Raw genomic sequence first — 19,942 nt, 5'->3', positions numbered from 1 at the left:
ACCGCTCCTCGCTCTTATGAGCGGAAAGCGGTCCCGTAGTTGCCGGTCTAGACGAATCCCACTGCTTACCGCACTGGGCTATACAGGACTCCATGCCTGAGGCCAGCGTGCTCGGAGTTGGTCGGCTTGGTTCGCCACGGTCAGGCGAGCCGACTATTTCGGTGAACTGAGCGGTCTCGCAGCAGGACAGTGTGCCAGTCTGTTAGCTCACCAGCAACTCGGTGTAGCTGTCCTTGGCGCGCGCGTAGCGAGCTGCAACGTCATCCCAGTTCACAACGTTCCACCAAGCCTTGACGTAGTCAGCTTTAACGTTCTTGTAGTCCAAGTAGAACGCGTGCTCCCACATGTCCAGCATGAGCAGTGGGACAGTACCAACCGGCACGTTGCCCTGCTGATCGTAAAGTTGGAAGGTCACCAGGCCGCCACTGATGGTGTCGTAAGCCAGGACCGCCCAGCCCGAACCCTGCAAGCCCATGGCAGCTGCGGTGAACTGGCCCTTGAACGCATCGAACGAACCAAAGCTTTCATCGATTGCCTTTGCCAAATCGCCCTTGGGCTCTCCGCCACCTTCAGGTGACATGTTCTTCCAAAACACCGAGTGGTTCGAGTGTCCTCCAAGATGGAACGCTAGGTTTTTTTCATAGAGGTTGATCGCGGCCTGGTCGCCAGCTTCGCGGGCCTTCTTCAGCGACTCAAGTGCTGCATTCGCACCATCGACGTATGCCTGGTGGTGCTTTGAGTGGTGTAGTTCCATGATCTGAGCCGAGATGTGCGGCTCAAGAGCGTCGTAGCTGTAGTCGAGTTCGGGTAGTACGTAGACGGGCATATACATCCTCCTAAGGAACATGGGTCTTTCGTCACGCCTTCCCTTCAAACCTATATCCGTTCACTGACGCATCCAAGGGGCTGGACCAATTAGGCAGTGATGTCTATCATTTGCGGCCCTTTGCTGTCTCGCAGATTAGCATCGCGTTTGACCTACCGTAGTGACCCCGGTATATCGTCTGCCCTAGTGCGATTTGTCGGAGAACCCGGTTATCTTGGTCGAGCCGAGCAAAACGCGTCCAAATAGAATCGTGGGCTAACTGCCTGTATAGAAGAGGTGTACTTGGTGAAACTGGTGATCGTGGAGTCGCCCGCAAAGGCGCAAACAATCCGCGGGTACCTGGGAGACGGATACCAGGTACAAGCCTCTGTCGGCCACGTCCGTGACCTGCCAACTCCGTCTGCACTTCCCAAGTCGATGAAGTCTGGACCCTACGCCAAGTTCGCAGTCAACGTTGATGATGATTTCAAGCCCTACTACCAGGTAAACCCGGATAAAAAGAAGACGGTTACCGAGCTCAAGAAGGCGCTCAAAGAAGCTGACGAACTCTATCTGGCAACTGATGAGGACCGCGAGGGTGAGGCCATTGCCTGGCACCTTCAAGAAGTCCTCAAGCCGAAGGTTCCGGTCAAGCGGATGGTCTTTCACGAGATCACCAAGAATGCTATTCAGGACGCGCTTCAACACACTCGTGACATTGATCGCGACCTTGTGGATGCCCAGGAGACTCGCCGCGTCCTAGATCGTCTGTATGGGTACGAGGTCTCCCCGGTCCTTTGGCGCAAAGTCGCCCCGTCTCTTTCCGCAGGCCGTGTTCAGTCGGTCGCGACTCGCCTGGTTGTGGACCGCGAGCGGGAGCGCATGGCCCACGTAAGCGCGGAGTACTGGTCCCTCGATACGGTGGTGGCAGCGGCAGACGGTGAGACCTTCACTGCGAAACTGATCTCTCTCGGGGATCGCTCCATCGCGGGTTCATCTGACTTCAAGGCGGACGGCTCCCTCAAGCAGAAGTCCTCGGACGCACTGGTACTTCTGGCAGACACTGCGCAGAAGCTCGCCGACGCGCTTGACGGTTCGCAGGGGAAGGTTGCCTCGGTGACCCAGAAGCCCTATCGCCGTCGCCCCGCCGCTCCGTTCACCACCTCGACTATGCAACAGGAAGCTTCCCGCAAGCTCAAGTGGAATGCGGCGACCTCCATGCGCGTTGCCCAGACGTTGTATGAGGGTGGGTACATCACTTACATGCGTACCGACTCCACTAACCTCTCGACCCAGGCTTTGCATGCGGCTCGAGACGCCGTGCAGACCCAGTTCGGTACAGACGCAGTTCCAGAGAAGCCGCGCGTTTATGCCAAGAAGGCTAAGGGTGCGCAAGAGGCGCACGAGGCGATTCGTCCCTCCGGCGACAAGTTCCGCACCCCCGAAGCGCTTTCTGGAGTGTTGTCCGCTCAACAACTCGCGCTCTACACGCTCATCTACAAGCGCACTCTGGCAACCCAGATGAATGATGCTGTTGGCTACACTGCTACGGTTCGTCTTGAGCTCCCCCTGAAGGAGGAGGTTGAGGAGCAGTCGCTCGCCACCTGTACCACCTCTGGAACCGTCATCACGGACCCGGGATTCCAGCGCCTCTACCGGGAAAGCTCAGATAAAAATGGGAAGTCGGGAAACGGAAATTCGGAGCAGGTTGAGCTTCCCCAGGTGTCCGAGGGCGACTCGGTTACCGTTGCAGATATAGATACCGAATCGCACTTCACCCAGCCCCCCGGCCGCTATACGGAGGCGACTTTGGTCAAGGCGATGGAAGATCTGGGGATCGGGCGTCCGTCAACGTACGCTGCAACCATCCAGACGATCAGCGACCGCGGATACGTCACTCACCGCGGCCAGTACCTGGTTCCAACCTGGTTAGCATTTTCAGTTACCCGTCTTCTGGTTGAAAATCTTCCCGAGTTAGTTGACTACCAGTTCACCGCCGAGATGGAATCAGACCTCGACCGCATTGCGGCCGGTGACGAGGCCGGCTCGAACTGGCTCAAAGGTTTCTACTTTGGTACTGGTGAGGAGAAGACTGAATCGGAGATCCAGAAGCATGGTCTACGAGGGACGGTTGAGAACCTTGGCGATATTGACGCACGCGAGGTCAACTCGATTCCTGTTGCCCCCGGCGTGGTACTACGCAACGGCCGCTACGGCCCCTACCTCCAAACGGATGATGAGCGACGCATCTCGGTCCCGCCCAACATTGCCCCGGATGAGATGACCCCGGAACTGGCTGAAGAACTCCTCGAAATTGCTGATGCCGACGGTCGTGAACTTGGAATATTCCCGGAGACCGGAAATCTATTGATCGTCAAGACCGGTCGTTACGGCCCGTATATCACCGAGGTGCTGCCTGAGGGCGAGGAAAGAAAGCCGAAGACTGCCTCGCTCTTCTCTGATATGAGCGTCACGGACGTTACCCTCGAGGATGCACTGCAGTTACTTAGCCTGCCTCGGACAGTTGGGAAGGATCCGGTTTCGGGCGAGGAAATCACCGCCCAGAACGGCCCGTACGGTCCGTACCTCAAGAAGGGGCGGGATACTCGCCAGCTTCCAAATGAGCGGGCTCTTCTGAGTGTGACCCTTGATGAGGCGCTCGAAATGTATTCAAAACCTAAGTTTGGACGGGGTGCAAACTCCGCAAAGAAGGCGCTACGCGAGTTCGGTGAGGACCCGGTTACGCAGAAGCTCGTCGTGGTCAAGGACGGTCGCTTCGGGCCCTATGTAACCGACGGGATTACGAATGCAACTATCCCTCGCAGCGAATCGGTCGAGAACCTTACCGCAGAGCGGGCATATACCCTGCTTGCCGACAAGCGCGATAAGGCACCGGCTACTAAGCGGGGAGCGGCGAAGAAAGCCCCTGCGCGCAAGACCGCTCGGGCCAAGTCCACAAAGAAGAAATGATCATGAAGGATCTGGGCAATGAGGCCAACGAGGGTTTCAGCGGTAATGAGGAACTGTACGACGCATTGATCGGAGCCATCCGCCGGGCATTGGCTGATACCGACAGCCGCGGCCACCCGGGTCTTTTCATCACGTTTGAGGGCGGGGACGGGTCTGGAAAGACAACCCAGGTTAGGCGAATTGCACAGGTGCTGACCGAGGCGGGCATTCCTGTTCTGGCAACCCGTGAGCCGGGGGGCACTGAGCTTGGCACCGGACTCAGGAAGCTCGTAATGCACGGGCCAGAAGACGTTGATCCTCGTACGGAAGCTCTTCTTTACGCGGCAGATAGGGCGTACCACGTTGCTACGGTTATCCGGCCAGCTTTGGTCGGAGGAATGGTGGTTGTCGAAGATCGGTACATTGACTCTTCTGTGGCATACCAGGGTGCCGCGCGCGAGTTGGGAAGTGGTGAGATTCGGGGCTTGTCGGAGTGGGCCACCGAGGGACTGGAACCCGACATTACGGTCCTCTTCGATGTCGATTCTGTGGTCGGAATCGCGCGAACCGGATCGGACCTGGACCGACTGGAGCGCTCGGGGGAAGACTTCCACCAACGGGTGCGTGATAGCTACCTGCAGATGGCCGAAGCGGAGCCGGAACGGTTTATCGTTGTTGACGCTTCTGGGGATGTAGAGAGCGTTTTCCGTGACGCAATTGAGTCTTTGACCGATGGTGTTGCCAGTTTGGGAATTGACGCCTGAGATGTCAGTTTGGGATTCGATGATCGGGCAGTCCGAGGCGGTCCGCGCGTTGCGAGCCGCCGCGCTTGATGGACGCCGGACCGTCGAATCCTCCTTTGCGAAGGACTTTGATGAGGCGGGGGAGCGGCAGGGCGCTCTCTCTCACGCATGGTTGATTACCGGGCCGCCCGGATCTGGGAGGTCGCTTGCAGCGAAGTGCCTAGCAGCGGCATTGCAGTGCACCGGTGAGGAGATCGGCTGCGGGGAGTGTTCCGGTTGCCACACCACCATGTCGGGCACCAACCCGGACGTTGATGATATCTCGACCGACCTGGTGCAGTTCACCATCGACGATGTGAAGACGTGGGTTGAGCGTGCCTACACGGCTCCTTCGCAGGGCCGGTGGCGGGTGATGTTGGTCGAGGATGCCGACCGTATGGTCGAACGCACCAGTAACGTGCTACTTAAGTCCATCGAGGAGCCAGCCGAGCGGACAGTCTGGATTCTCTGTGCACCGACCACTGAAGAAGTTATCGCGACGATCCGGTCACGCTCGCGGTCTCTGGTGCTCCGGACTCCAAGCGCCAAGGACGTTGCTGAGTACCTGGCGAAGGAAGAGGGCGTGTCTGAGGAACGAGCCCTCGAAGCCGCCAAACTGGCGCAGTCCCATGTGGGCGTTGCGCGGGCCCTGCTTCGAAACCCGGGACTGCGGGAGAATCGGCGCAGGCTGATGGAGATGTGTCTCGTCCCGACTTCGGTGGGTGAGGCGGTGCTCGCCGCAGGGCGATTGGTGGGCGCGGCGGGCGACCAGGCAAAAGAGCGAACGGATGCGAGGAACGAGTCAGAGCGTGAAGCTCTGTTCCGGTCTCTGGGAATCGATAATCCGAAGCGAGTCCCTCCGGCGCATCGCGCTCAGGTTCGTCAGATGGAAGAGGATCAGAAGCGCCGCGCTAAGCGGGGTCTGACGGATACCCTCGACCTTACCCTCGTCGATTTGCTCGGCTTCTACCGCGACGTGCTGACCGTGCAGTTGGGGGCCAAATCGGACCTCGTCCACATCGATATGTCACAGCAAGTGAGTGAGATGGCAGAGTCCTCGACGGTGGAATCAACGCTTCGCAAGACTACTGCGGTCGAGGAGGCGCGCGAGCGACTAAAGACAAACGCTGCGCCACTTGTGATTCTCGAGGCCATGAACGTGAAGTTACTGGCTGGGTAACGGGCGAGCCTGAGTCGCCGCTGACCTTACATCGGTGAGGGGGGAGGATGTCACAGTTTCGCTGAGAGAGTCACGTAGCCAGATTGACGGAGGGCGCCGATAGAGTTGAGCGCATGACGTCTCGTACCGCCCGTGCCATTGCAGGTCTCGTAGCTGTGGTAATTGCGCTGGGTGGTTGCTCGACCAACTCTCTGGCGCAGTCGGATAGCAACAATACCTCCGCCGCAGTCGCTGCCCCGGAGGGCTTCGAGAGCTATTACACGCAAGAGATTGAATGGCGCGCGTGCGAAGAAGACGAGATTGTCCCGGCCATGTTGCAGGCGCCAAAAGACATGAAGGCGTACCAGTGCGCGACGGTAACGGCGCCGATGAACTGGGACGATCCAGATAGCGAGCCAATTCAGCTAGGGGTGGCACGGCACCTAAACAAGCAAAAGGACAAGGCGCCCGCGCTATTCTTCAACCTGGGAGGCCCCGGGGGCGGGGCGGTCGACTCGATCACACCGGTTGTAGAGAACATACTCTCGGGCGACGTGGTACAGAACTACCAGATCGTTGCTCTAGATCCCCGCGGAGTGGGAGCCTCAACCCCCATCATCTGTCTGAGTGATGAGGAACGCGACTTCGAGAATCAGCGCGAGGAGGACCTCTCCGCGCTCTCGACAGACGAGTTGGTAGCGCAGGCGGACAAGGAATTTGCGGAGTACGGAGACAAGTGCCTTCAGAAGAACGGTGAAGTCCTGGGATACGTTGACTCGGACTCGGCAACGCGCGACTTCGACATGATGCGAGCGCTCCTCGGACAAAAGAAATTCGACTACATCGGGTTCTCTTACGGAACAATAATTGGTGCTTACTACGCGGAGTTATTCCCCGAGACCGTGGGGCGACTGGTCCTCGACGGCGCGGTTGACCCGGCAATCAACATTAACGAACTGTCATCGGCTCAGCTTGAGGGAATGGAGAAGTCGCTCTATAACTGGATTGAGCAATGTCAGGCAGAAGATAAGTGCCCGCTTACCGGTGATCTTGAGTCGGGCAAGAAACAGATGATTGAGTTTTTCGAGGATCTGGCGGAGCAGCCTCTTCCTACTGGTGATCCTGAGCGGTCGGTTAACTCGACGCTTGCGTACACCGCTGTGATTGGTTCGCTTTACAGCACCGAGAACTACGGTCTTCTGCAGCAGGCAATGTCACTGGCAAAAATGGGCGACGGCACGATGTTGCTGTTCCTCGCGGACTATTTCAATAGCCGCGGTGAAGATGGGATCTATACGGACAATAGCTCAGACGCTTTTACGGCGATCAATGCCCTCGATTACCTGCCGGTTGGGACGCCGGAGGAGTGGGAGGTGGAGTCAGCGGATCTGGCCGAGAGGTTCCCGGTGCTTGGAGGGGATTTCGGGTTTGCATCCGCTGGCTTGGAGGCGTGGCCGGTTCAGAGCAGAGTGACGCGCCACCGGATCACTGCCCCGGGGACCCCGGAGATACTCGTCATTGGGACGACGAATGATCCGGCGACTCCATATGCGATGGCGCAAGCTTTGGCCTCGGATCTGGAAAGCGGTGTGCTACTGACGGTCGAAGGCTGGAACCACACGGCCTATAGCAAGTACGCGGATGAGTGCGTGGTGAAAGCAGTGGATGGTTTCTTACTTGACGGGAAGGTCCCGGAGGACGGAACGGTCTGTCCAGGCTAGGAACGTGATCCCCTCCCGATTTTCGGGTAAGCCCGTTTACCAATCAGATCGGGGCACGACACGCCGCATTTCAGGCCCGAAAAGTCCCTTATGTGATTGGCATTTCCTTGGCAGGTCCTCCTCAGCAAGTTGCTCAGAGCCCGATTGACTCAGATCCATCAAGCAACGCGCCGCCATGGGATCGCTACAGGTAAACGGGGCGGCTGCCCAACAGCGGCAAAGGCGGCATCGGGTTTGTGACTGTGGCGGGACTCCCAGTTACGGGGCAGAATCGGTTGTTCCAGGTCCGATATACTCGTTGGCGGACTTTGAAAGCAGGCCACAAGCCACGCTGGATTGGCTCCACGGGGCTTCGGCCTCGAAACGCCGCTTTAGCTCAGTCGGCAGAGCGATTCACTCGTAATGAATAGGTCCCGGGTTCAATTCCCGGAAGCGGCTCAAGGGTTCACGATGATGTGACTACGACAAACTCAGGCATTCGGGTAGCCAATCGCCGCCTCAACTCCAACCGTATGGCTACCAACTGCGCGTGGTCATTGTTGTCTTGTTCCTCGCCCGGTCTGGAATGAACACGGAGAGCCCTGACTTTGACTTTTGAAGACTCGGCAACTAGAAGGAGGGCAGCGTTTAGGCTTCCCTGTCGTCACGGTCTGGATCCGAGAGTTTCAAGCCGCCGACTAGAGTATCTGGGTTGTGGTCACGTCGTCGGCATTGGCCAACAATAACGACGACGGAACCCTGAGCTGTCGTGCTAGTGCGTCCACGGAGTCTAGAGTCAAGTTTCTTTCGCCCCGCTCGATGCCGGCCAGGTATCGAGGGGTGAAGCCCAACTCCTCCGCCAACATCTCTTGCGAGAGGCCACGGCCCTTTCGGAGTGCACGCAGGTTGGTGCCCAGTTGCTTCTTGAGGCTCGAATTCACTCATCCATCGTGCGAACTAGAAGCGATCGGTACCAGGAAGTGATAACTTCCTATTAGGCTAATAATTCGCATATGCCGACGAAGGGCTAGAGAAAGGAAGCGCGCTGTCGCGCAACAAAGGAAATGAACAAAGAACCAATCGGATTTGTAGCAAGCGCACTGGTTGCCGTATCTCTTTCCGCATGTGGCGCAGCGGATGCTGTCGCCACCGACAGCGGCTACGACGAAGGGTATGCAGAGGGCTACGCGCAGGGTCTGGTGGATGGTGAGGAAACTGCGCGCGACGACGTTGAGACCCATGACGACGTACGTGTCGAGGCAGATAAGTACACGGGGGTCGTCCCTGACTTTGTTGGCCAGAACATGGCACAGGCCGCGCACTGGACTGGCGCGATGTTCGCAGTTCCGATCGGCAATGCTGGCGTTTATCTCCGTGTCGTTTCCTCGGATGGGGCGTTCATAACGGATGAGAACGCAGCCGACTACCGAATCGTCTCGCAGGATCCGTTGCCGGGCACAACGTTCGCTGTCACCTACCTTCTGGATAGTGACGGCGAGGAGTACGACAACCTCGTTGACTCTCAGGGGGTTGAGGAGGTGGTGGTCAATGTCGAACCCATCGGCCGGTAGCGGCTCAAGTCAAGAAATGGTGCTCGAGGTGCAGACGCATCCGGCCCAGGTCTCTTCTGCCAGTACACTGACGGACCCAGCACCACCAGGCAAGAAGAAGGCTAGTGTTCGGCGTCGCGGACTCCCAATTGCCTTGGTCGTGACGGCGTGTTTGGCTCTCATTTCTCTGGTGTTTCCTGCCTCACCCAGGCAACCGGGTCGAGTGGGGAGCGTGCTGGCCAATAACGGATTTGGGCTGCTGCCGTTGCTTATCGCTGGCATGTTGCTCGTAGCGCTCTCGGCGATTCTCTTCGGCGCTAGGTGGCTCGCAGTGCTCACCGGGATTGTCGGCATGCTTATGGGCTTCGCCGTGCTTGTTGGGATTGGACTAGTTAGTTTCGCGGGATCGTCGCTTGGTGTCGGCCTCTTTGAGTTCTGGGGTCCGGGCTGGTGGCTGTTGGGAGCCCTGGCGATAGTCTCGCTGATGCTTTCGACCGCCATCCTTGCGCGCAAGAAGTAGGTCGGCATGGGAGAAATCCAAAAGGGCACCGGGATGACTTTCACGGAGGTATTGGCGACTGCTGCGCGGCTACCGGGGGTGCGTGTAGACCGTGAGGCTTACCTTTCCAGCGTTCTGCGCTCCCATTGCACCGAGGAGCAAGTCGCCGCCGCGGTCGCTACTAACCCTGCACGGGCGGGCGTCTCAACGGCTGTGGTCGACAGGATCGCTACCGATTCGATTCGCTTTGAGGCGGGCAAAGCCACGGCTCTGTCTGCCGCAGCCGGTTTGCCAGGAGCACTTGCAATGGTTGCGACCATCCCGGCTGACATGGCGCAGTATCTGGGTCATATGCTGCGCATATCCCAGAAACTTGCGTACATCTTCGGCTGGCCGGAACTATTCAATGATGAGGACGAACCGGATGATGGCACTCAATCGATCCTGACTCTCTTCTTGGGTGTTATGGCAGGTGTACAGGTTGCTAATGCTGCTGTTGGTCAATTGTCCGTGATGATCGCCGAGCAGCTTGCTCGGACATTGCCTCGTAAGGCCCTCACGAAGGGTCTGGTATACCCTGCTGTAAAAGCCGTTGCGAAGATACTTGGGGTGAAGATGACCAAACAGCTCTTCGCTCGCTGGGTGTCCAAGGCGGTTCCCGTTGTCGGCGCTGCCGTTTCAGGCGGGGTCACCTTCGCGACGTTCGTGCCCATGTCTAACCGCCTAAAGACTCACCTCGGCGGCCTTGAGCTGGCTCGATCTGAGGGCGAGCAAGGTCTGGTCCAGGAGCGTTCGAGCGAAGCCGTCTAAAGAGGCTGGGGCGTTTGGCCTAAGACTAATCTCGTCGGGCTAATCGTGCGCGTCTCGTCTAGAGCCCGCCTGGGTCCGGGACAGTTACGTAGTTGAGAGTCCGCACGACCAGGACTAGCGTTGGGACGGGTCAAATGCCCGAGGCAAGACCCGGAAGCGGCTCAAGGGTTCACGACGATGTGGCTATACCAAGCCCAGCCAGTCGGGTAGCCAATCACCACCTCAACTCCAAACGTACCGCTACCAACTGCGCTCACTATGCGCGCGCTCATTGCGGTCAGGACGTTGCGAAGTGAAGGACTCGCACCGTGCGAAATCGCAGCTCTCCATGGCTGGTTTTCGGACGGAAGCATAACTCACCCCGTAGCTTCCCGGTCGCTAACTCAGCTGGCGGACCGTGCCGTCTTTTGTTCTGCTTGCAGGTCACGCACAGGTTTTGTTCAGTTTTTCTGTGTATCGTTGCCGGGTACGTGTCACGGCCTGGCCTGTTGGCAAACCTCATCCGTAAAGGACTCAGTTGTGAAGTCTAGTGTTCGCCTTATTCTGCCGCTTGTGGTCTGTCCCGCGCTGCTTCTGGCAGGTTGCTCAGCTGCCTCGGAGCCTGCGCAATCGAGTCAGTCCTCGGAAAGCAGTGCAGGAGGCGGCGGAGTCTGCGACGTTACGGTCCGTGAGTCTAGCGAGTCTGGTCAATCCGGTTCGGTTATCGAACCGGATGAGGCCGCAACTAGTGCTGCCATGGACACAGTGACCCTGAGCAAGGACGTTGCGGCCGCGCCGACGGCAACCTTTGATGCGCCTCTGGATGTCACGACTGAGGCTGTGCGCATTACGGATCAAGGCGATGGCGACACGATCGAAGACGGTCAGATCATCTCGGTGAACTACATGGTCTGCGACATAGTCACCGGAGAGAAGATGTACTCGACCTGGGGTGCCAACGCGGACGAGGATTCCCCGTTCAGCACTTCCTTCACTTCCAGCGCATTCGGTGAAATGGTGGTTAACGCGCTCACAGGTGAAAAGGTCGGGACGCGTTTTCTCTGGGCTCAGCCGGGATACGGCGCGGACCAAAGCTACACGGGAGTCGCTTCAAATGGCTATCTCTACGTCATGTCTGTTGCTGGCGTGAAGAGCATTCCTGATGAGATTTCGGGCACCGAGATAAAGTCCACGGATAAGAACCTGCCCACGATTGATTTCGAGAACGGGAAACCCGCGGTCACGATCCCGGATACTTTTGTCGCGCCGACGGAGTTAGTGGTTCAGCCACTAGTCGAAGGTGATGGCGAGACTGTGGAAGCCGGACAGACGGTGGCTGTGAAGTACACCGGATGGCTCACGGACGGAACGCAGTTTGATTCTTCGTGGGACCAGACGGGATCAGATCAGGTCGTATCATTCCCAATCGGGCAAGGGAACGTCATATCTGGTTGGGATAAGGGATTGGTTGGACAGAAGGTTGGTAGCCGCCTGCTCTTGGTAATCCCCTCTGAGATGGGCTATGGAGAGAATGGCAGTGGAACCGTTATTCCGCCTAACTCCGATCTGGTTTTCGTGGTTGATATCTTGGCGGCGTACTGAGTTTAGGTTTGTATAGACAAAATGTGGGCTAGCTGAACCGAAACGAGATGTTGTAAGAGCAAAATCCCGGACGCCCGAGCTGCAGCGTATGCCAGCCGGTCTGATCGCTTTGAAGTAGATCGTATCGACAGTCATCTGTATCTTCATAAGATCACGGTGTCAATAAGTCGCTATAGTGCTACATTTCTGCCGTCCAAATTCTCAGTGCTACTTGCGGTCGCTGGATACAATCCGAAATATCATTCGGTATTTGGGAGGCCCTGGATGCAGTCGCCATTGGGTATCAATGGATCCACAGACCGTGTAACGATACGCGAGGTTGCGATCCTTGCGGGGGTTGGCACCAAAACGGTTTCGCGGGTTATGAATAACGAACCGAACGTTAGACCCGAAACCGCCGCTCGTGTCCGCGACGCTGCAGCAAAGTTGCGCTATGAGCCCGACCTATACGCCGGAAATCTTCGGCGTCGGGATCGCAGCACAGGCTCAATTGGGCTACTTCTCGCCGATGCGTCCGACCCGTTTGAAGCCTCAATGCAAAGGGCGATCGAGGCAGAGGTAGAGCGCCGAGGAATGGTCATGATTACCATGAGCGTTGATGAGAACCCGGCTCGTCAGCGTCGAGCGGTGAACGAGATGCTTCGCAGGAGAGTTGACGGGCTCATTCTCATGCCCGCAGGACGTTCTGATGGGTATTTGACCGAAATTCAGGAGCGCGGATTGCCCATGGTCTTTGTCGACCGTCACGCCGATGGGTCCGCTGCAGATACCATACTGACCAACAACGTTGAAGCCTCGCAGGTCGCCGCCCGTCAGTTGGTGAATCTTGGGCACCGCCAGATAGCACTGGTTGGCAAACCCCACGAAATTGAGACGGAGCGAGTCCGAGAACAAGGATTTCTTGACGAGGTACGCCGCACGGGTGGGGAAGAGGTCGACGTTCAGGTGCGGATGGGAATGTCCGATGACAAAGAGACGACGAGTGTGGCGTTAGAGTTGCTTCAGAGCTCAAAGCCGCCTACGGCATTCTTTGCCACACAAAACATGATTACCGTAGGCACTGTCCGAGCGTTACATCGGCTCGGCCTGCAGGATCGTGTAGCACTGATCGGGTTTGATGATTTTCCCTTGGCCGATGTACTTGCTCCGGGAATTACTGTGTTGCAACAGAATCCTGCGGAGATGGGCCGTATAGCTGCGCGCCGACTTCTGGAGAGGATCGATGGCTTAGAAGGAGATCCGCGTCTAGACATTGTCGTGTCCCCACTGATTCAAAGAGGATCCGGCGAGATTCGCCCCGGGTGACTCCTCACAAGGTCTAGACGAGCACATTTCTGCAGTAATGGTGCTGGACAACGGTGTCATTTTCGCATGTGACTAAGATAACGGATCAGTAACAATCCGAGATCAGGCTAGATTTCTAGTCCCAAAAACGCCTAATAATTGCGTTGACAACGTTGTCGAACTGGCCAGTTCGGTGCGAACTTGTCGCTGCGTTGTGACGTGGCGGTCAAGGCGGTTGACGTGGCTGGCAGTGGAAATGGAGGCAGTTATGAAGGCTGTGGTAACGGGGGCGGCTAGCGGTATCGGCGCAGCTTGCGCCAATCTGCTTCGGGAGCGTGGGTATGAGGTCGTTGAGTGGGATCTAAACTCCTCTGATCCAGTGGACGTCTCGTCTACAGACTCCGTGCGTAGAGCTACGGATCGTCTTGGGGGGACAGTAAACGTCGCGGTCTTGGCCGCGGGAGTTTCGCGCATGGCACCTCTAGTTGAGACGAGCGACGAAGACTGGAACTTCCAGATGGGCGTCAACGCCTTCGGTCCCTTCAACTGTCTTCGATCCTTGGTTCCTCTGATGAAAAAAGGTGGGTCTGTTGTCGTCCTCGACTCCATGGGTGGCCTCAGGGGCGCGCCGTTCCTATCGGCCTACTGTGCAAGCAAGTTCGCAGTGAGTGGGTTGATCGAGTCTGCAACCCCAGAACTTGCTCCTCTGGGCATTCGAATCAACGGAGTGTGCCCCATGTATGTACGCACCCCGATGGAAACACGTGAGTTGGCGTGGGAAGGCGAACTTACTGGGCGCACTCCCGAAGAAGTGTTTGCGGGATACGAAGCAGACACACCCTTGGGTCGCGTTGCTGAGCCCGAAGAAATAGCGGAAGTAGTCGCGTTCTTGGCGTCAGATGCGTCCGGGTACATGACCGGAAACCTGATTCCTGTAAGCGGCGGAGCACATCTGGGCTTCACTGTTGATGACCCAGGATCAAACGAAGAATAGTGAAAGGAAAAGCTATCATGCGACGGTCAAAACTTGCGGTAGCAACCGCATCGGGGGCAGCGCTTACCCTTGGAGCTTCACTGATTGCGGGTTGCGCTGTGTCAACAAAGGACACCTCGGACGGCGACATCATCAAGGTTGTTGCTCAGGCGGGCGGTCCGGGCGAATCATTGAAAGCGGCGGCTGAGGAGTACACCAAACAGGGCCTCGGAAACGTCAGTGTCGACCTCTTCGATTACGACGGCGTGCGTGAGCGGACAATTCTCGGATTCAACTCAGGTCGCGATTCCTACGACGTCTTCGACGTTGCGTACGAGTGGATGCCCGAGTACATAGACGCTGGCTATCTTCGCCCGATGGATGAGGATATTGAGCAACGAGCGGATGTAATTGATCTAGATGACTTCGTTCCGGCCTATGTCGATTGGGCGACAGTTGACGGGACGCAATATGTTCTTCCCTGGTTCGGCGCCGTCTACATGCTTTACTATCGAACCGACCTTCTTGAGGAAGCCGGTGTTGATGTTCCTACCACGTGGGAAGAGTACGTTGATGCTGCTCGTACGCTACAAGAAGCAACCGGTGTAACAGGCACGACACTGATCGGTAAGCGTGACGATCCACTTATGTGCGAGTTCTGGAGTATCGCTTGGTCCTTCGGAGCGGACATCTGGGACGGTAGTCAGTCAACAGTCGATTCGCCGGAAACACTCGAAGCACTTGAACTCTGGAAGAATGTGCTCTCCTATGCTCCACAGGATGCGTTGAGCGCCGATTGGCCGGCTGCCGCAGCGGCCTTCAGTGAAGGCAAGACTGCGATGATGATCAACTTCAGTGATACTACGGATGCGATTTTGGCCGATGGGGTTGAGATTGCTGACAAGGTCGGCTTTGCGCTTCTGCCTGCAGGGCCTACAGGAGTGAGCACTCCGAACTTGGGTGGCCACGGCCTCGGTATCTCCTCGGCTAGTGACAAGGCTGAGGAAGCAATGGATTTCATCGCATGGGCGACGTCTGCTGAACAGCAAGAGGTCGGCCTTGATCATGGCGGCTCGACGAACCGTATCTCTCTCTTGGAAGATCCGGTCCTTCAAGAGCGTTTCCCCTACTACGCCGCCGCCCTCGAGAACTACCGGCAGGCCGTCTATTTCCCGGTGACTGCCGACTGGGTCGACTGGGAGGCAGCGATTGCCCCCTCACTATCCGAAGGAATGGCGGGTACCACTCCTACAGCTGATGCTGTTTCCGCAGCGGGCACGAATCTATCGAAGCTAATAGTCAAGGAATGATCTAGCTTGACAGCCACCGTATTGCAGCCAGTAGGGCAAAAGTCCGCTAAGGAACCTCGGGGGTCCGTTCGCAGAGGAGGACTCACTCCCTGGGCCTTTCTTGGTCCTGCGCTGATTCTGATAGTCGCACTACGCGTCTTTCCAATGCTCTTAGCGCTTGGAATGTCATTCACAGACGTTCAATTGAGCTCATCAGCCGAGACGCAGTTTATTGGCACGGAGAATTACGAGGCGATCCTGAACTCTGCCGAGTTCGGTGAATCGATTCTAGTGACGCTCAAGATAGTGGTTCCGGCTCTTGTTCTGGAGATGGTGCTCGGATTACTGATTGCTTTGTGGCTGAACAAACCAGTTGGGAGCCGGAAGGTTGCGCGCGGCGTCATGCTCGTTCCCTACCTTCTGGTCCCGGTGGTTATCGGAAACATTTTCCGGATGATCTACAGTGCCCAGTTCGGACAGCTGAACTACATGCTCGGGTTGCTCGGCATGGATCCTCAAGCGTGGCTAACTAACCCCAAATTGGTGCAGTGGTCGGTCGTCTTCATGGAGGTATGGCACACCACGCCATTTGTCGCTTTGATGTGTCTGGCCGGACTCGCGGGAATCTCAAAGGACACGATTGAGGCCGCGATGGTTGACGGAGCGGGGACATTTCAACGGTTTTACTATGTCGTCCTTCCTTCCCTTCTCCCAATTCTTGGGGCGGTGTTCGTCCTGCGAGGGATGGACGCTCTTCAGTTATTTGATGAGGTCTTCGTGCTAACTGGCGGTGGGCCCGGAAGACTTACGAGTGTATTGAATCTGTTCCTGTATCAGTTCGGTTTCCGGCAGTTCAGGTTGGGAGAGACCTCCGCGGCAGTGACGCTAGTTGTTTTGACGTTTGCCGTGGTTGCTATATGTGTCCAGGTAATAAGGGCAGCGCTCAAGAAGGGGGCGCATCAGTGAAAATGCTCCTGAGAATCCTGAAGGGAATCGGAAATGCCATCGTCTGGGTGGTGCTGATTGGCGTGAGCATCTATCCACTGCTCTGGACGCTAGTGATTTCTCTGAAAGATGATCGCGCGGCGTATCAATTGCCGGTGCAATGGATCTTCAAGCCTGATTTCAGTACCTACCATGAACTGCTAACCAACGGGGACTTCATTGCAGCGTTGATCAACAGCATTGAGCTTGCGGGGATTGCGACGCTACTCTGTGTGTTCCTTGGCGCAGCAGCCGCTTACGCGCTGGCCAGGTACGAGCTGCGATCTGCAGGCACGATCACTATGGTGTTTGCGATCACCCGCATTGTGCCTTCTTTCGCAATCGTTCTGCCGACATTCTTTATCTTCCGGCAGTTGAATCTTCTAGATTCGATGTTTGGCCTCGTCATGGCGTTGACCGCTTTTCAACTTCCACTGACTGTCCTAATCATGGTCGGCGTATTCAAGAATGTGCCTGCAGCAATCGATGAAGCGGCTCGGATGGACGGCGCCGGCATGATTCGGGTCTTTTTCCAGATCATGCTACCAATCGTTAGGCCAGGTCTCTTCGCCAGTGCAGTGGTCACATTCGTACTCATCTGGAATGAGTTCCTGTTCATTCTGGTGCTCGCTGGCGACAAGTTGGTCACGATCCCGATGTTCATTGCCAATTTCCAGACGGATAAAGCAATTCTGTGGAGCCAGATTGCGGCTAGCAGCGTCATCTCGATTATTCCAGTCGTAATTCTGATCATCTTCGCCCAGAAGCATCTGCTTGCGGGTCTCGGTTTCGGAGCAGTTAAGGAGTAGTAGTCATATGAAGGCAGTGGTGTTGCAAGGAGTTGGGGACGTAGAGGTCGCAACGGTTGATGATCCAACCCCGGGTCCCGGCGAAGTCCTCGTAGCGGTGAGAGCCTGTGGCATTTGTGGCACGGACTTGCACATTCAGGAGGGACAAGAGGGAGTCTTGCCTGTCACACCTGGACATGAGTTCTCGGGCGTGGTTATTGAGGTTGGATCGGGTGTAGACAATGTAAGCGTCGGAGATTCTGTGTGTGCTGACCCCAACATTCCTTGCGACGTATGCCCATTCTGCCAAGATGGTCGTGTCAATCTTTGCGATAACTACACTGCCCTCGGAGTGACACGGGCCGGTGCTGCTGCGGAAATGGTCGTGGTTCCCGCAAGGCTCTGTGTAGTGGTTCCGGAGGGAGTTCCACTCGAGCACTACGCGTTCGCCGAGCCTCTTTCGTGCGCGCTTCATGCAATGGACTTGGTGGACCTGGCTATCGGGCAGACCATGTTGATCTACGGCGCCGGAACTATGGGCTTGTCCATGTTGCAGCTCGCGGTAAAGGGCGGAGCCGCTCCAGTTGCTGTGGTAGATCTGAACCCCGACAAGCTGGATCTTGCTCGTGAACTTGGTGCGGATGAAGTGGCTCTGAAGGCTGACGAGCTTAGCGAGCAGAAGTGGGACGTCGTTGTCGATGCGACAGGTGTCGCCAAGGCAATCAGGGACGGGCTAAAGCATGTAAGGAAGGGCGGGACATTCCTCCAGTTTGGTGTAGCGAACTTGGATGATGAAGTTTCAATTAGTCCTCACTGGATATACGACGAAGAGATTCGCATCATAGGCTCGGTCTGTCCGGCGGATGCATACCGCCGCGCGACGCAATACATCGCTTCTGGGCGTTTCGTTGTTGAACCCCTGATCAGCCACAGAGTTACTCTTGAGGAGTACTCGGAAGCAATCAAGATGTTCCGGGAGGGTAAGACCCGAAAGGTTCTGGTCTGCCCATGAGAATCGTTGCTTTGGGGGACAACTGTCTCGACGTCTACCTCGAACAGGGCCACTTAACTGTTGGCGGAAATGCCTTGAATGTCGTGGCGAACTGCCTAATTGCCGGACACGAGGCGCACTACGTCGGGCCGGTTGGGAGCGACACCGCCGCGCAAGAAATCGTACGGTCCCTGAATGCCAACGACATAAGTACAGACAACGTGTTTCCGATGGTTGGCCCATCAGGAGTTACGCTTATCCGCCTGGTCGATAACGACCGTCAGTTTCTGTTCGAGGAATTCGGTGTCTGCGGAATGTGGACTCCCAGTATGCCCGAATCGCTGACTGTGGATGGTCAGTTCGACTGGATCCACGTCGGCGGACCGAGAACTATGGACACAGACTTCAGCACGATCAGGCAGTATTCGCGGTGGGTGAGTGCGGACGTATCTACATGGGATGTTCCCGAAGACCTGGATCTGAATGATGTTGATGTCGTTTTTGCGTCCTCAGATGATCGTCCCGGGGAGGCGATTCTTCCGCTGGCTCAATCGATTCTTAATCTAGGTGCCTCAGAGGTGGTGATCATGTCTGGTCCTCATGGATCTACATGGGTTGATTCAGATGGTTTGGTTCCGTGCAACTCTCATCCGGCGAAGCGTGTGGACACTTGTGGGGCCGGAGACTCCTATATTTCTGGTTTCATGATGGCTCGGGCAGCGGGTGCGGGGCCCGTAGAGGCTACAGAAGCCGGAACCGTTAGTGCCACCAAAACCATTCAGCACGTCGGCGGATTCCCGCAGAAGACGCATCCTATTCCTGAGTGGGTGCTCAGCGATTACGAGCAGTACATCGTCTAGGCCGCGAGTTTGCCCACCCAGCTAGTCCCTGCGGTGAAGAGCCTCGATCAACGCTTCTTCGCCACGGGGACTAGCTTTCGTTCGAATTCCTAGATGTGGGGTGTCCCTACCTGTTGCGGAGCACTCTGTAGGTGATGTCGGTTCCGCGATGGTAGTCACGAGCGAACATGACAGGTTTTCCGGTCTTCGTTAAGCAGATTTCGTCTGTTAGTAACCATGGCCCGAGACCCGACAGGTTGTACCTGTTCTCCCACTCTTCGGGAAGGTCAACCGCTGAAATTACCGCCAGTGACGACTCAATTCTGTGACCCTGCATGGCGAGGGTTCGAGCGACAGATCCGCTCCAGTCACGGTACTCTAGCGGTCCGGGAAGTAGCTCTCTTGGGATAAACCCCTCACTGATAACCAATGGCTTATTGTCGCCATAGCGGATTCTCAGGACTCGGAGGACGGGGTCGCCCAACTCAATCTCAAGAGGACTGGCCACGATTTCCGGGGCGCCGATCTCCTCTACCTCGAGCACGGCACTGGTTACTTCATACCCGAGGCCCTCGAGCATTTCAGTAATGCTTTCGTAGACGGTCATCGGGCGCTCAACTCTAAGCGAAGACAGTGTTGAGACGAAGCGACCGTGCCCCTTGACAACTGTTAATACACCCTCTTGCTCAAGTCGACTAAGAGCTTCGCGTAGAGAAGACCTAGAAATACCAAGTTGATCCGATAGTTCAATTTCTGACGGAATCCGATCGTGCGGACGCAACTTCTTCTCTTCGATGAGTTGTCGAATGCGATGATATGCGCGATCGACTGTAGAGCCCCGCTGGTTCGCAGACTTCTCTGTCTTAACGGTCGTCACTAAGTGCCCCCTGGATCTGAATTCGGTGTTGCTACGCAACACAATTGCAGCAACGAACCGTCCTAAACCCTAACAGAGGCGC

General features: G+C 56.6%; 19 protein-coding genes and 1 tRNA gene. 16 read left to right on the top strand and 4 right to left on the bottom strand.

Annotation, left to right across the window (positions count from 1 at the left end):
• Nucleotides 1-202 precede the first annotated feature (202 nt).
• Nucleotides 203-826: a superoxide dismutase gene (locus U6G28_01925; protein ID WRS30473.1), complete on the bottom strand. Its 624-nt coding sequence runs from the start codon at nt 824-826 to the stop codon at nt 203-205.
• A gap of 276 nt (nt 827-1,102) precedes the next feature.
• On the opposite strand from U6G28_01925, the gene topA reads away from it, so the two are divergent.
• The 5 genes from topA (at nt 1,103) to U6G28_01900 (ending at nt 7,854) form a co-directional block, all read left to right on the top strand.
• Nucleotides 1,103-3,775 (top strand): type I DNA topoisomerase, encoded by a 2,673-nt coding sequence (topA, locus tag U6G28_01920; GenBank protein WRS30472.1) that lies wholly within the window; start codon nt 1,103-1,105, stop codon nt 3,773-3,775.
• Complete coding sequence (tmk, locus tag U6G28_01915; protein WRS30471.1) at nt 3,772-4,518, top strand: dTMP kinase; 747 nt, start codon at nt 3,772-3,774, stop codon at nt 4,516-4,518. Before topA ends, tmk begins: the two co-directional genes overlap by 4 nt.
• 1 nt (nt 4,519) lies before the next feature.
• Nucleotides 4,520-5,716, top strand: a complete 1,197-nt coding sequence (locus U6G28_01910; protein WRS30470.1) for a DNA polymerase III subunit delta' — start codon at nt 4,520-4,522, stop codon at nt 5,714-5,716.
• Between the two features lie 113 nt (nt 5,717-5,829).
• Nucleotides 5,830-7,416 carry an alpha/beta hydrolase gene (locus tag U6G28_01905; protein WRS30469.1) on the top strand — a complete coding sequence of 529 codons (1,587 nt, stop codon included), beginning with the start codon at nt 5,830-5,832 and terminating at the stop codon, nt 7,414-7,416.
• Nucleotides 7,417-7,781: 365 nt separating this feature from the next.
• Nucleotides 7,782-7,854: transfer RNA gene (locus U6G28_01900), tRNA-Thr, on the top strand.
• 239 nt (nt 7,855-8,093) lie between these two features.
• On the opposite strand, the gene U6G28_01895 is transcribed toward U6G28_01900, so the two are convergent.
• On the bottom strand, nt 8,094-8,336 hold the full coding sequence (locus U6G28_01895) for a helix-turn-helix transcriptional regulator (protein ID WRS30468.1): 243 nt from the start codon (nt 8,334-8,336) through the stop codon (nt 8,094-8,096).
• A 123-nt stretch (nt 8,337-8,459) separates the two neighbouring features.
• Here U6G28_01895 and U6G28_01890 point away from each other — a divergent pair, with 123 nt between their 5' ends.
• Genes U6G28_01890 through U6G28_01880 form a run of 3 tightly spaced genes read left to right on the top strand, consistent with a single transcriptional unit; the run spans nt 8,460 to nt 10,254 of the window.
• Nucleotides 8,460-8,966, top strand: coding sequence for a hypothetical protein (locus U6G28_01890; protein ID WRS30467.1), 507 nt, complete (start codon nt 8,460-8,462; stop codon nt 8,964-8,966).
• Nucleotides 8,944-9,465, top strand: coding sequence for a hypothetical protein (locus tag U6G28_01885; protein ID WRS30466.1), 522 nt, complete (start codon nt 8,944-8,946; stop codon nt 9,463-9,465). The genes U6G28_01890 and U6G28_01885 overlap by 23 nt, the downstream gene beginning before the upstream one ends.
• A 6-nt stretch (nt 9,466-9,471) precedes the next feature.
• The gene (locus tag U6G28_01880; GenBank protein ID WRS30465.1) at nt 9,472-10,254 is read left to right on the top strand and encodes a hypothetical protein; all 783 of its coding nucleotides are present in this window, start codon (nt 9,472-9,474) and stop codon (nt 10,252-10,254) included.
• Between the two features lie 161 nt (nt 10,255-10,415).
• Here U6G28_01880 and U6G28_01875 read toward each other — a convergent pair whose 3' ends face one another.
• A complete protein-coding gene (locus U6G28_01875) occupies nt 10,416-10,607 on the bottom strand; it encodes a hypothetical protein (protein WRS30464.1) in 192 nt (63 codons plus the stop codon).
• 166 nt (nt 10,608-10,773) lie between these two features.
• Between U6G28_01875 and U6G28_01870 the strand changes: the two genes are divergently transcribed.
• From U6G28_01870 to U6G28_01835, 8 genes are all read left to right on the top strand, one after another.
• The gene (locus U6G28_01870; GenBank protein ID WRS30463.1) at nt 10,774-11,835 is read left to right on the top strand and encodes an FKBP-type peptidyl-prolyl cis-trans isomerase; all 1,062 of its coding nucleotides are present in this window, start codon (nt 10,774-10,776) and stop codon (nt 11,833-11,835) included.
• 264 nt (nt 11,836-12,099) lie between these two features.
• Complete coding sequence (locus tag U6G28_01865; protein WRS30462.1) at nt 12,100-13,140, top strand: LacI family DNA-binding transcriptional regulator; 1,041 nt, start codon at nt 12,100-12,102, stop codon at nt 13,138-13,140.
• A gap of 247 nt (nt 13,141-13,387) precedes the next feature.
• The gene (locus U6G28_01860; GenBank protein WRS30461.1) at nt 13,388-14,113 is read left to right on the top strand and encodes an SDR family oxidoreductase; all 726 of its coding nucleotides are present in this window, start codon (nt 13,388-13,390) and stop codon (nt 14,111-14,113) included.
• A 17-nt stretch (nt 14,114-14,130) separates the two neighbouring features.
• Complete coding sequence (locus tag U6G28_01855) at nt 14,131-15,402, top strand: extracellular solute-binding protein (GenBank protein WRS30460.1); 1,272 nt, start codon at nt 14,131-14,133, stop codon at nt 15,400-15,402.
• A 6-nt stretch (nt 15,403-15,408) separates the two neighbouring features.
• Nucleotides 15,409-16,347, top strand: a complete 939-nt coding sequence (locus U6G28_01850) for a sugar ABC transporter permease (GenBank protein ID WRS30459.1) — start codon at nt 15,409-15,411, stop codon at nt 16,345-16,347.
• A 2-nt stretch (nt 16,348-16,349) separates the two neighbouring features.
• Nucleotides 16,350-17,174: a carbohydrate ABC transporter permease gene (locus U6G28_01845; GenBank protein WRS31177.1), complete on the top strand. Its 825-nt coding sequence runs from the start codon at nt 16,350-16,352 to the stop codon at nt 17,172-17,174.
• A 7-nt stretch (nt 17,175-17,181) separates the two neighbouring features.
• On the top strand, nt 17,182-18,165 hold the full coding sequence (locus tag U6G28_01840; GenBank protein WRS30458.1) for a zinc-dependent alcohol dehydrogenase family protein: 984 nt from the start codon (nt 17,182-17,184) through the stop codon (nt 18,163-18,165).
• Complete coding sequence (locus U6G28_01835; protein WRS30457.1) at nt 18,162-19,004, top strand: PfkB family carbohydrate kinase; 843 nt, start codon at nt 18,162-18,164, stop codon at nt 19,002-19,004. The genes U6G28_01840 and U6G28_01835 overlap by 4 nt, the downstream gene beginning before the upstream one ends.
• 106 nt (nt 19,005-19,110) lie before the next feature.
• On the opposite strand, the gene U6G28_01830 is transcribed toward U6G28_01835, so the two are convergent.
• On the bottom strand, nt 19,111-19,860 hold the full coding sequence (locus tag U6G28_01830) for a GntR family transcriptional regulator (GenBank protein WRS30456.1): 750 nt from the start codon (nt 19,858-19,860) through the stop codon (nt 19,111-19,113).
• Nucleotides 19,861-19,942 lie beyond the last annotated feature (82 nt).

The organism is Actinomycetaceae bacterium MB13-C1-2, from assembly GCA_035621235.1.
Taxonomy (GTDB): Bacteria; Actinomycetota; Actinomycetes; order Actinomycetales; family Actinomycetaceae; genus Scrofimicrobium.
This window is presented reverse-complemented; position numbering and strand designations above follow the sequence as displayed.